Origin of the sequence: Rhizobium sp. ERR 1071, from assembly GCF_007828675.1 — a bacterium.
GTDB lineage: Bacteria > Pseudomonadota > Alphaproteobacteria > Rhizobiales > Rhizobiaceae > Rhizobium > Rhizobium dioscoreae.
On sequence record NZ_VITM01000002.1, the window covers coordinates 20,609 to 33,212 of the forward strand.

At 60.7% G+C, this 12,604-nt stretch carries 9 protein-coding genes and 1 pseudogene; 8 read left to right on the plus strand and 2 right to left on the minus strand.

The window, feature by feature from the left end; genetic code table 11:
* The first annotated feature begins 161 nt into the window (after window positions 1-161).
* From FBZ99_RS05445 to xylA, 5 genes are all read left to right on the plus strand, one after another.
* The gene (locus FBZ99_RS05445) at window positions 162-1,382 is read left to right on the plus strand and encodes an HlyD family secretion protein (RefSeq protein ID WP_113330562.1); all 1,221 of its coding nucleotides are present in this window, start codon (window positions 162-164) and stop codon (window positions 1,380-1,382) included.
* 26 nt (window positions 1,383-1,408) lie between these two features.
* On the plus strand, window positions 1,409-3,010 hold the full coding sequence (locus FBZ99_RS05450; RefSeq protein ID WP_113354880.1) for a DHA2 family efflux MFS transporter permease subunit: 1,602 nt from the start codon (window positions 1,409-1,411) through the stop codon (window positions 3,008-3,010).
* Window positions 3,011-3,156: 146 nt separating this feature from the next.
* Window positions 3,157-4,182 carry a LacI family DNA-binding transcriptional regulator gene (locus FBZ99_RS05455; RefSeq protein ID WP_145631844.1) on the plus strand — a complete coding sequence of 342 codons (1,026 nt, stop codon included), beginning with the start codon at window positions 3,157-3,159 and terminating at the stop codon, window positions 4,180-4,182.
* A gap of 37 nt (window positions 4,183-4,219) precedes the next feature.
* Window positions 4,220-5,677, plus strand: a complete 1,458-nt coding sequence (gene xylB / locus FBZ99_RS05460) for a xylulokinase (protein WP_113330559.1) — start codon at window positions 4,220-4,222, stop codon at window positions 5,675-5,677.
* A 167-nt stretch (window positions 5,678-5,844) separates the two neighbouring features.
* Window positions 5,845-7,155 (plus strand): xylose isomerase, encoded by a 1,311-nt coding sequence (gene xylA / locus FBZ99_RS05465; protein ID WP_113354892.1) that lies wholly within the window; start codon window positions 5,845-5,847, stop codon window positions 7,153-7,155.
* On the opposite strand, the pseudogene FBZ99_RS05470 reads toward xylA, so the two are convergent.
* Together FBZ99_RS05470 and FBZ99_RS05475 are read right to left on the minus strand one after the other, a co-directional pair.
* Window positions 7,146-7,549 (minus strand): annotated as a pseudogene (locus FBZ99_RS05470) (VOC family protein). The gene xylA and the pseudogene FBZ99_RS05470 overlap by 10 nt on opposite strands.
* 12 nt (window positions 7,550-7,561) lie before the next feature.
* Window positions 7,562-8,587, minus strand: a complete 1,026-nt coding sequence (locus FBZ99_RS05475; RefSeq protein ID WP_113354899.1) for a LacI family DNA-binding transcriptional regulator — start codon at window positions 8,585-8,587, stop codon at window positions 7,562-7,564.
* 167 nt (window positions 8,588-8,754) lie between these two features.
* Between FBZ99_RS05475 and FBZ99_RS05480 the strand changes: the two genes are divergently transcribed.
* The 3 genes from FBZ99_RS05480 (at window position 8,755) to FBZ99_RS05490 (ending at window position 12,364) form a co-directional block, all read left to right on the plus strand.
* Window positions 8,755-10,278 (plus strand): sugar ABC transporter ATP-binding protein, encoded by a 1,524-nt coding sequence (locus FBZ99_RS05480; RefSeq protein ID WP_113354902.1) that lies wholly within the window; start codon window positions 8,755-8,757, stop codon window positions 10,276-10,278.
* 58 nt (window positions 10,279-10,336) lie between these two features.
* Window positions 10,337-11,347, plus strand: a complete 1,011-nt coding sequence (locus FBZ99_RS05485; protein ID WP_145631847.1) for an ABC transporter permease — start codon at window positions 10,337-10,339, stop codon at window positions 11,345-11,347.
* Between the two features lie 69 nt (window positions 11,348-11,416).
* Window positions 11,417-12,364, plus strand: coding sequence for a substrate-binding domain-containing protein (locus FBZ99_RS05490; RefSeq protein ID WP_069616012.1), 948 nt, complete (start codon window positions 11,417-11,419; stop codon window positions 12,362-12,364).
* Window positions 12,365-12,604 lie beyond the last annotated feature (240 nt).

A 12,604-nucleotide genomic window follows, 5' to 3' on the forward strand; every position in this document is an offset into this window, starting at 1 on the left:
TTACGCGATACTCGATCACTTTTTCTGAATCTTAAACAGATTCGCGAAATAAATCGAACCGCTCAGTTCGATATCTCTTGATATGGCGTGAGAAAGGCTCTATGTCAATTGAACCGAACCGTTCGGTTCGATTATTTTGCCAGATTTTCGGTGGTAGGGAAATGTCGTCAAGTCATGGAAACAATGTAGCGCGCATCGTGAACGAGCCCGCTGATGCAGAAGTGGAAGCCCGGGAAACCGGTGCGCCTGCCGAGGCTCCAGCGGCCGAAACGCGCAGCAACCCTGCCCCCGCCCAGGCTGCGCCTGCTGCTCCGGCCCCTGCGGCCCCACCGCCATCGGAGAAAAAGCGGCGCAGCCTGGTTTTTCCGATCATCATCGTCGCGGCTCTCGCAGCCGGTGGCTGGTATGGCTATGACTGGTGGACGAACGGCCGCTTCATGGTCTCCACCGATGACGCCTATATCGGCGGCGACATCGCCACGATATCGCCGAAGGTAACGGGCTATGTCGCCAAGGTAAACGTCGTGGCCAACCAGCAGGTCAAGGCCGGCGACGTGCTCGCAACGCTCGACGACGGCGACTACAAGCTTGCGCTCGGCCAGGCTCAGGCCTCGCTCGACACCGAGCAGCTTTCACTCCATACCATCGATGCACAGATCGCTGCCGGCCAGGCAGCCCTTGCCCAGTCGCAGGCGCAGAAGGTTGCCCTGGAAGCCACGGTCCGCGGCGCCCAGATTACCCAGACGCGCGCTGCTGAACTGCAGTCGAAGTCGGTCGGCACCACGGCCGCTTTGGACAGCGCCAATATCGCGCTGGATCAGGCCAAGGCCAATCTGGTCGGCGGCGACGCCGCCATCGCATCCGCACAGGCCAACATCAACCTGCTGCAGGCCCAGCGCCGCCAGGCCGAAAGCACGATCAAGGGTCTCGAAGCCGCGCGCGACAAGGCTGCCCGCGACCTGTCCTTCACCGTGCTGAAGGCGCCTTATGACGGCATCGTCGGCAATCGCTCGGTGCAGGAAGGCGATCTCGTTTCCCCCGGTCAGAAGCTGATGGCGATCGTACCGACCAAGCAGCTCTATATCGATGCGAATTTCAAGGAAACGCAGATCCAGCATCTGGTTCCCGGCTCCAAGGTCAATGTTCACGTCGATGCCTTCAGCGATCATCCGATCGTCGGCACCGTAGAATCGATCTCGCCGGCCTCCGGCTCAGTCTTCTCGCTGCTGCCTCCGGAAAACGCGACAGGTAACTTCACCAAGATCATCCAACGCGTGCCTGTCCGTATCGCATTGCCACAGGACGCGCTCAATACCGGCCGTCTGCGCGCAGGCCTCAGCGTCGTCGTCGACGTCGATACCCGCACGGCGCCGGACAAGTAAACGATCGAGCTCGGGAGAGACGCGCCATGTCGTCCGCCAGCACTACAGCCGGGTCGTCCCCACGCGCGGCCGGCCCAGCCGCGCCTGCGGCTGACCATATCGAGCCGAGAAAGCTCATCGCCTTTCTGGCGATGGTGCTCGGCATGTTCATGTCGATCCTCGACATTCAGATCGTCTCCGCCTCGCTCAGCGAAATCCAGGCCGGCCTGAGCGCCGGCTCGGATGAAATCGGCTGGGTGCAGACCGCTTATCTGATCGCCGAAGTCATCATGATCCCGCTATCGGGAACGCTGGCGCGCATCATTTCCACGCGCTATCTCTTCGCGATCTCGGCCGCCGGCTTTACCATATCGAGCGCGCTTGCCGCGACCGCCACCAATATCGATCAGATGATCATCTACCGCGCCCTGCAGGGCTTCATCGGCGGCGGCATGATCCCCTCGGTCTTTGCGGCAGCCTTCACCATCTTTCCGCCGTCCAAGCGCAACGTCGTCTCGCCGATCATCGGCCTCATCGCGACGCTTGCGCCGACCATCGGCCCGACCGTCGGCGGCTATCTGTCCAATGCCTTCTCCTGGCACTGGCTGTTCCTGGTCAATATTCCTCCCGGTATCATCGTTGCCATCGTCACCTGGAATTTCATCGACTTCGACAAGCCCGAGCTGTCGCTGATGAAGAAGTTCGACTGGTGGGGCCTGATTTCGATGGGTGTTTTCCTCGGCGCGCTGGAATATGTGCTTGAGGAAGGCAATACGAACGACTGGTTCAACGACAATTACATCGTTGCGGGTGCCATCGCATCCGCTGTCGGCGCCGTGATTTTCTTCTACCGCGCCTTCACGGTCGAATTCCCTGTGGTCGATCTCAGAGCCTTCACGAACAAGAACTTCTCCTTCGGGTCGATGTTCTCCTTCGTCATGGGCATCGGCCTCTATGGCCTGACCTACATCTACCCGCTCTATCTCGCGCGCATTCGCGGCTACGATTCGCTGCAGATCGGCGAGACGATGTTTGTCTCCGGCCTCACCATGTTCTTCACGGCGCCGCTGGCCGGCTTCCTGTCGAGCAAGGTCGATCTGCGCATCCTGATGATCATCGGCTTCACCAGTTTCTCGGCCGGCACCTACATCATGATGCACCTGACGGTGGACTGGGATTTCTGGGAGTTGCTCATCCCGCAAATTCTGCGCGGTTTCGGTCTGATGCTCTGCATGGTGCCGATCAACAATATCGCGCTCGGAACCATGCCGCCCGCCCGTATGCGCGGTGCCTCGGGCCTGTTCAATCTCACGCGTAACCTTGGCGGAGCGGTTGGTCTTGCGATCATCAACACGCTTCTGACGAACCGGCAGGACCAGCATTATTTCAACCTTCGCGACCATGTTCATTGGGGCAGCCATGCGGCTGTTACCCAATTGAACAACATGGCCGCCAGCTTCAATGCAGCGGGCTTGGACGGTGATCAGGCCGCCCTCAAGCAAATGGTCAATATGGCGACGCGGCAGGCGGTCGTGATGTCCTTCGGGGATATTTTCCTGATGCTGACCGTGCTGTTTCTCGCGATGATCCTCGGCGTTCTGATGCTCAGCAAGCCGAATGCGGCGGGCGGTGGTGGCGGAGGCCACTAATCCGGCTCTTGATAATGCTCCCAAGGCATGGCCCCTCCTCGGAGGGGCCTTTTTCATTTGGGGGTCGTTTGGAAAAATTCACCGGCCCGAAATTTTTGATTTACGTACATCAAAAATCGCAGTAAGGGTTTCCGCAGGAGGAACCCATGAGACCGACCGTGCATGACATCGCCGCTGCTGCGGGCGTCAGCCTCGCCACTGTGGACCGAGTCCTCAACCAGCGGCCAGGCGTGCGGCTGGTGACGCGGGAGAAGGTGGAAGCCGCTATCCGGCAGATCGGCTATATCCGCGATGTCGCTGCTGCCAACCTGGCCAAGAGCCGTGTCTATCCTCTTGTTTTCATTGTGCCGACCGGCGATAATTCCTTCATGCATGGGCTGCGATTCGAGGTGCATCAGGCAACCTTGCGGGCCAGCATAGAGCGCACCGATATCCGCATCGTCGAGGTGCCGCCGTTCGATGTGCCGGCGCTGGTTACGGCGCTGAACACTTTGCAGGGGCAGGATATCGCCGGCGTCGCTCTCGTGGCGACCGATGCGCCGGAAGTGCGGACCGCCGTCGACCGTCTCGTGTCGGAGCGTATTCCCGTCATTACGCTGGTCTCGGATCTCACCGATTCCGCCCGCCATCACTATGCGGGAATCGACAATATCGCCGCCGGACGGACAGCCGCGCGGCTGCTCGGGCGCTTCCTGGGCGGTCGTGAAGGCGATCTTACCGTTCTCGCCGGCTCGATGCTGGTGCGCGATCATCGCGAGCGCCTGCAGGGCTTTTCTGCCGTGATGGCAGAGGAGTTTCCCAAGCTGCGGCTGCTGCCTGTGCTGGAAGGACGTGACGATCCCGAACAGGCCCGATCGCTCGTTTCAAAGGCGCTCTCCGCAAATAAGAGCATCATCGGCATCTACAGCCTCGGTGCCGGCAACCGTGGTCTGATTGCGGCCCTGAAAGCCGTGCGGCCCGAGCGTGAGCTGACGGTGGTCGTGCATGAACTGACGCAGCATACCCGGGCGGCGCTGTTGGACGGCACGATCGATGCCGTCCTCAATCAGGATGCCGGCCATGAAGTCCGCAGCGCCATCCGCGTCATGAAGGCAACAGCCGACGGTCAGGCCGTCATTGCCGATCAGGAGCGCATACGGCTCGACATTTTCTTGAAGGATAATCTGCCCTGAGCATTCGAACGCGGCAGAGCATAGGGAGTAATATCTGATGTATTTGGGTCTCGATCTCGGAACCTCCGGCGTCAAAGCGATGCTGATCGACGGCAATCAGAAGATCATCGGCTCCGCCAATGGCGGGCTTGACGTGTCGCGCCCGCATCCCGGCTGGTCCGAGCAGGAGCCGGCCCATTGGATTCGCGCGACGGAAGAAGCAGTTGCGGGGCTGAAGGCTGCGCATCCGAAGGAGCTGGCGGCCGTGCGCGGTATCGGCCTTTCCGGCCAGATGCATGGTGCGACGCTGCTCGATGCCGATGACAAGGTGCTGCGGCCCTGCATCCTCTGGAACGATACCCGTAGCTACCAGGAAGCCGCCGCCCTCGACGCCGATCCACGTTTCCGCGCGCTGACCGGCAATATCGTCTTCCCCGGCTTTACAGCACCGAAGCTCGCCTGGGTCGCCAAGCATGAGCCGGAGATTTTCGCTAGAGTGCGTTGGGTGCTGTTGCCGAAGGATTATCTGCGCCTTTGGCTGACGGGCGAGCACATGTCGGAAATGTCCGACTCCGCCGGCACGTCATGGCTCGATACCGGCAAACGCAAATGGTCGTCCGAGCTGTTGGCGGCGACCAATCTCGATGAGAAGCAGATGCCGACGCTGGTCGAAGGCACTGAGGTCGCCGGCAAGCTGCGTGGCGAGCTGGCCTCGAAATGGGGCATTGCCGGCGATGTCGTCGTTGCCGGCGGGGCAGGCGACAATGCGGCCTCGGCCTGCGGCATGGGTACGGTGAGCCACGGCGCTGCTTTCGTTTCGCTCGGCACGTCTGGCGTGCTCTTTGCCGCCAACGGTTCCTATCTGCCGAAGCCGGAAAGCGCCGTGCATGCGTTCTGCCACGCACTGCCGAATACCTGGCATCAGATGGGCGTCATCCTCTCGGCAACCGATGCACTGAACTGGCATTCGCATGTGACGGGCAAATCCGCTGCCGAACTCACCACAGAGCTTGGTGAGACGCTGAAGGCGCCGACCAGCGTTACTTTCCTTCCCTATCTCTCGGGCGAGCGCACGCCGCACAACGACGCTACCATCCGCGGCGCCTTCATCGGTCTCGGCCATGAAAGCGGCCGCGCCGTGCTGACGCAAGCCGTGCTCGAAGGCGTGTCCTTCGCCATTCGCGACAATCTGGAAGCGCTGCGTTCGGCCGGCACCGACATCGCGCGCGTGACCGCAATCGGCGGCGGCTCGCGTTCGCGCTACTGGCTGGCTTCGATCGCCACTGCGCTCGGCGTACCCGTCGACCTGCCGGCGGACGGCGATTTCGGTGCCGCTTTCGGTGCCGCACGCCTCGGCCTGATTGCGGCGACCGGCGCCGACCCGGTTGCAGTCTGCACCCCGCCGCAGACGGCCGGCACGATCGATCCGGTTGCGTCCCTGACGGATGCTTATGCGGATGCCTACAAGCGCTATCGGGCGGTTTATCCGGCAATCAAGCCGCTGAGCATGGTTTGAGGTCAACCCCCTCACCCTAGCCCTCTCCCCGAGGGGAGAGGGGACGACGGAGCTTACTGCGGTCACCCATACCTTCTCCCCTCGGGGAGAAGGTGGCCCGAAGGGTCGGATGAGGGGCATCAAAGTGACAAAACAATACCGAAACACCAAACCCAAGGAGATGAGACATGAGCACCGGATTTTTTGGTGACATCAGCAAGGTAAAATACGAAGGCCCGGACAGCACCAATCCGCTGGCCTTCCGCTATTACAACAAGGACGAAGTCGTTGCCGGCAAGCGCATGGAAGACCATCTGCGTTTCGCCGTCGCCTACTGGCACACCTTCACCTGGCCGGGCGGCGATCCCTTCGGCGGCCAGACCTTCCTGCGCCCCTGGTTCAACGAGACGATGGAAGCCGCCAAGCTGAAGGCCGATGTCGCCTTCGAATTCTTCACGCTGCTCGGCGCTCCCTATTACTGCTTCCACGATGCCGACGTGCGTCCGGAAGGCAAGAATTTCGCCGAGAACACCAGGAACCTCAACGAGATCGTCGACTACTTCGCCAAGAAGCAGGCCGATACCGGCGTAAAGCTGCTCTGGGGCACGGCAAACCTCTTTTCCAACCGCCGCTTCATGTCGGGCGCTGCGACCAATCCGGATCCGGATGTCTTCGCCTTCTCGGCTGCGACCGTGAAGACCTGCATGGACGCCACGCACAAGCTCAATGGCGAAAACTATGTTCTCTGGGGCGGCCGCGAAGGTTATGAGACGCTGCTCAACACCGACCTGAAGCGCGAAATGGACCAGATGGGTCGTTTCCTCAATCTCGTCGTCGAATACAAGCACAAGATCGGCTTCAAGGGCACGATCCTCATCGAGCCGAAGCCGCAGGAGCCGACCAAGCATCAGTATGACTACGATGTCGCCACGGTCTACGGCTTCCTCAAGAAGTACGGCCTCGAAAACGAGGTGAAGGTCAATATCGAGCAGGGTCATGCGATCCTTGCCGGTCATTCCTTCGAGCACGAACTGGCGCTTGCCAATGCGCTGGGCATCTTCGGCTCCATCGACATGAACCGCAATGACTACCAGTCCGGCTGGGATACCGACCAGTTCCCGAACAACGTTCCGGAAATGACGTTGGCCTATTACCAGGTTCTGGCAGGCGGCGGGTTCAAGACCGGCGGCACGAACTTCGACGCCAAGCTGCGCCGTCAGTCGCTCGACCCGGAAGACCTGCTCATCGGCCACATCGGCGGCATGGATTGCTGCGCCCGCGGCCTGAAGGCTGCTGCCAAGATGATCGAAGACAAGGCGCTCTCCAAGCCGCTCGCCGACCGTTACGCCGGCTGGGATTCGGCCGAAGGCCAGAAGCTGCTGCGCGGCGAATATTCGCTCGACCAGATCGCCCAGTGGGTCGAGACCAAGGACGTCAACCCGCAGCCGAAGTCCGGCAAGCAGGAACTGCTGGAAAACATCGTCAATCGCTACGTTTGATCGGCAGTTTCGGGAGGCGGTGTTTCATTGCCTCCCGATTTGAGCCCGAAGGCGCGGCTGGAAATGGCTATGGGATTCCCTGAGGGATCCTTGGCATTGGCGAAAACATAGCCGTCGGCTGATGCAAGGGTCCGAACTCCAGCCCCTCTTCAGCACACTTAGCGCGGAAAGCTTCGACATGCTCGACGTCGAAGACCAGCTTGACCAGCACCTGTCCCATTTTCTGCGCCTTACCCGCTGGATGGATCATCAGATTGGCGCCGCCATGCCGCGCGAGCAGCTCAACAATCCGATCGCCCTCCAGGCGGAGTGGCTTGAATCCGAAATGCTTCTCGTAAAAGCTGATCGTCGCTTCGACGTCGCGGACATAGAGGGTGATTCTGCCAAGCGACATCGCTGCGACTGCCTAGCGCCGACTGCGCGGCGGAGCTCCGACCGAGTTCCGCACGATCAGATCCGGCCGCAGCAGGATCTCCGTCTCGGCCGGCTCGCCATCCGAAAGCAGTTCCAGCAGAAGCGCCATCGCATGCTTGCCGATGGCGGTGCGGGGTTGCCGGATCGTCGTCAGCGATGGCGTCATGAAGACGGCTTGGGGCACGTCGTCGAAGCCGGTTACCGAAAAATCCTCGGGGATATCGTAGCCGCGTGCCTTCAGGCCGATCATCACGCCGATCGCGGTCTGGTCGTTGACACACATGAAGGCCGTCGGGAGCGTGTCTCGCATGAAAAGCTGCTCGACGGAGAGTCGCCCGCTCTCGATGGTGCCGTCGCCGTCCAAGACGATGCGCAGGTCCTGTCCGATGCCGGCCGCATCCAGTCCGGCCTCGTAACCCATGCGCCGGCGGCTATAGGCGAGGCGGGTGCGGGAATCGCCGATGAAGGCGATCTTGCGATGGCCCTCGGCAATCAGGAGGTCCACGGCCTTGCGCGCGCCGGCAATATCGTCGACGCCGACATAAGGGATGCCGCCGTTGAAGACCGGTTCGAAGACACCGACGCTCGGCGGCAACCGCGCTGTCATCGTCTGATGTCCGAAGGGCAAGATGCCGGTGAAGAGGATCAATCCCGCCGCCTGGTTGGAGTTCAGGAACTTCAGATATTCCAGGCCGCGCTGGGCATCGTTCTGCGTGTGGCCGATCAGGATGCCATAGCCGTGCGAACGCGCCTCGTTTTCCAGACCGATCAAAATATTCGAGAAATTGGGATCGCCGATATCGGGCGCCACGACGAGAATCATGTTCGAGCGGCCGAGTCTCAGGCTGCGCGCCATGGCATTGGTAGTATAACCGGTAACGGCGATAGCCTGATTGACTTTCAGCCGCGTCGAATTGGCGACTTTCTCTGGAGTATGGATGGCCCGCGAAACCGTTGCTATCGAAACATTGGCAATTCGGGCGACGTCTTCGATAGTTGCGGGCGTGGAATTCGACACTGCGCTCTGCCTTGGGGTCTCGTCTCGGGCTGGAGACTACACAGACTTACGTGGAGGTCAAAGGTAACCGCGAAATTTTGTACGATATCCAATGATGTAAACCTTTACACGATGTATGTAAAGGTTTACATAGCGTGGAAAGCGGGTGGGACCGCAGGGAGGATTCAATGAGTTCGGAAGCCGTCGACGGTGCGGTCGTGCTGTCTGCGAGAGGGATTTCCAAGTCCTTTAACGGCGTGCAGGTGCTGTTCAGCGTCAACTTCGATCTTCGGGCCGGCGAAATCCATGCGCTGATGGGCGAAAACGGTGCCGGCAAGTCGACGCTGGTAAAAGTTCTCTCCGGTTTCGAGCAGCCGACCTCGGGCGAAATCCTCCTCGATGGCAAGCCGGTAAAGCTGCCGCCGAACGGCGCCGCGGAGGCGCTCGGCATCGTCATCATCCATCAGGAATTCAATCTTGCGGAACATCTGACCGTCACCGAGAGTCTATTTCTTGGCCGCGAAGTCACGCGCTTCGGCGTGCTCGACCGCAAGCTCATGCGCGCGGAAACGCGGCGCGTGCTCGACCTTCTCGGCTCGCATGTCGATGAGAATGCTATCATCAGCACGCTCTCCATCGCCGACAAGCAGATGGTGGAGATCGCAAAGGCGATCAGCCGCGATGCGCGCATCGTCTTCATGGACGAGCCGACAGCTGTTCTCTCGCGCGAGGAGACCAATTTCCTGTTCAAGCAGGTTCGCAAGCTACGCGACCAGGGAACGAGCTTCGTCTTCGTCTCCCATAAGCTCGATGAGGTCATGGAACTGACGGATCGCGTCACGGTGCTACGCGACGGCCAATGGGTGAAGACATCACCGACCTCGCTGCTCGATGGTGAATCGATCGCCCAGCTAATGGTCGGGCGCGAGCTTTCCAGTCTTTATCCGGCCAAGAACGAGCCGGATGTCGACGAGAAGGTGGTGCTCAGCGTCAGCTCGGTTTCGACGGGTTATGTCCACGATGCGAGCTTCGAGCTGCGCAAGGGTGAGATATTGGGCTTTTCCGGCATGATCGGCTCCGGACGCACGGAGCTGATGGAAGCGATCGTCGGTCTGCGCTCGCGTGTCTCCGGCGAGGTCGTCGCCAACGGCCAAACGGTGCCGCCGCATGATGTGCATGCGGCCATCGATGCCGGGCTTGCCTATATGACGAAGGACCGCAAGTCGAAGGGTCTGCTTCTGAATTCCGGCATGATCGTCAATCTGACCCTGCAGTCGCTCGACCGGCATGGCAAGTTCGGCTATCTGAGCGCCTCCAGCGAGGCCGATGCGCTGGCGCGAGCGCGCCGCCGTTTTGATATACGCGTACGTGACGGCAATATCGTTGCCGGCCGCATGTCCGGCGGCAACCAGCAGAAGCTGCTTCTGGCGAAGATCATGGAGACCGAGCCGCAGATCATCATCATCGACGAGCCGACGCGCGGCATCGATGTGGGTACGAAGCAGCAGATCTATCATTTCATTTCCGCGCTGGCGCGCGACGGTCATTCGATCATTGTGATCTCTTCGGAAATGCCCGAGGTCATCGGGCTTTGCACACGGGTTGCCGTGATGCGGGAGGGCCGGATCGTCGGCGTGCTCGAAGGCGAAGAGATCACCGAGCAGGAAATCATGCGTTATGCGGCGGGCCTGAAGAAAAAGACGGCTGCCTGAAGGGCGGCGGAGCAAGGCGAATTCCCAGCAATCATGGGACGGGAGGTTGGTTTTGGTTATGAGCGTGGGTGAAGACAGCAGCGGCAAGACAGGCCGGCGGGGGCGCTCCTGGCGGGATGTCGATCTTAGGGCCGTGGCGCCGTTTGCAGCCTTGGTGCTGCTTCTGATCGTGGGCGCGCTGGTCAATCCGAACTTCATCGGCATTACCAATCTCACCAATGTTGCGACGAGATGCGCCTTCATCGCCATCATCGCGGTTGGTGCCACCTTCGTCATCTCGGCCGGCGATCTCGATCTGTCTGTCGGCGCGATGGTTGCCTTCGTTGCGAGCCTGATGATCCTCCTGATGAATTCGGGCGCCATCGCCGATCCCGCCCTGATGCTGGTGGCGGCAATATTGTTTTCAGTCGTTGCGGGTGTGCTCTGCGGCCTCGCCAACGGGCTGATCACGACCGTTGGCAAGATCGAGCCTTTCATTGCGACGCTCGGCACCATGGGTGTCTATCGCGGTTTGACGACCTGGCTGTCGCAGGGTGGTGCGATCACCTTGCGTCCGGCCAATCTGCAGGCGCTCTACAAGCCCGCCTATTATGGCACCGTGTTTGGTGTGCCGGTGCCGATCGTGGTCATTCTTGTCGTCACCGGCATTGCGGCCTTCATTCTCTACCGCACCCGCTATGGGCGGCATGTTATCGCCGTCGGTTCCAATCGCGACGTTGCGCGCTATTCCGGCGTGGCGGTCAATCGCGTGCGCACCGTCGCCTTTGTCATCCAAGGCCTGTGCGTGTCGATCGCCGTGCTTCTCTATGTGCCGCGGCTTGGTTCGACGTCGGCGACGACGGGCAGTCTCTGGGAGCTGCAGGCGATCACCGCGGTCGTCGTCGGCGGCACGGCGCTGAAGGGCGGAGCGGGCAGGGTATGGGGCACGATCTGTGGCGCCTTCATCCTGGAGCTCGTCGGCAACATCATGCTGCTTTCCAATTTCATCAGCGAGTATCTGCTGAACGCCATCCAGGGCGCGATCATCATCATCGCCATGCTGGTTCAGCGTTCACTCGCCCGCAAATAGCGAATAGCCGGGTCAGGGGGCGCCCGGTTCTTGGTGACAAGGCCCTGTCTCTATCTGGGAGGAAGAAATATGCGAAAGAGACTCATAGGCTTGGCTGTCGTGATGGCGGCTCTGGCCGGCACGGTCCATGCCGAGGACAAGAAGGTAACGATCGGCGTTTCCATTCCGGCCGCCGACCACGGCTGGACCTCGGGCGTGGTCTTCCATGCCGAGCGCGTCGCCAAGCTCTTGATGGCGGAGCATCCGGGGCTGAACGTCATCGTCAAGACCTCGCCTGACGCGGCGAGCCAGGCAAACGCCGTGCAGGACCTTGAAACACAGGGTATCGATGCGCTCGTCATCCTGCCGTCGGATCCCGATCCGCTCGTCAATGCCATCAAGGAAGTCAAGGACAAGGGCAAGTTCGTGGCGCTCGTCGACCGTGCGCCGAGCAACAACGACAATTCCGTACGTGACCTCTATGTCGCCGGCAACAATCCGGCGCTCGGCCAGGTCGCGGGCGAATACATCAAGGCCAACACGCCGGATGCCCAGGTCGTCGTCATCCGCGGCCTGCCGATCCCGATCGATCAGCAGCGCCAGGACGGCTTCGACAAGGGCATTGCCGGCTCGAACGTCAAGGTTCTTGACCGCCAGTATGGCAACTGGAACCGAGACGACGCCTTCAAGGTCATGCAGGACTACCTCACCAAGTTCCCGAAGATCGACGTCGTCTGGTGCCAGGATGACGACATGGCCGTCGGCGTTCTGCAGGCAATCGAGCAGGCCAAGCGTACCGATATCAAGTATATCATCGCCGGCGCCGGCTCGAAGGACATGATCAAGAAGGTCATGGATGGCGACAAGCTGATCCCGGTCGACGTCCTTTACCCGCCGGCAATGGTCGGCACCGCCATGGAACTGACGGCTGCCAACTTCTACGATCAGGTTCCGGTTCGCGGCAACTACATCCTGGATGCGACGCTCGTCACCAAGGACAATGCCAAGGACTTCTACTTCCCCGATTCACCGTTCTGATCGGTTCCTCGGTTCATCTTCAAGGGCGCCCGCCGGTTTCGGCGGGCGTTTTTTAAGTGTTCCGTCAGCCCCGTTTTGCGGTGGATGGAAATTTTGCGGCACGTACCTCTTGCCGTCTGTGGCGTGCCGTGATTAGGTCGCAGGGCATTCGACTTTCAGCCCGACGACCCTATAGTTTTTGGAGGCTGCGGCACCTCAGCCGCCTCGGATATGGGTCCGAAAGGCATCGGAAACGTTTAC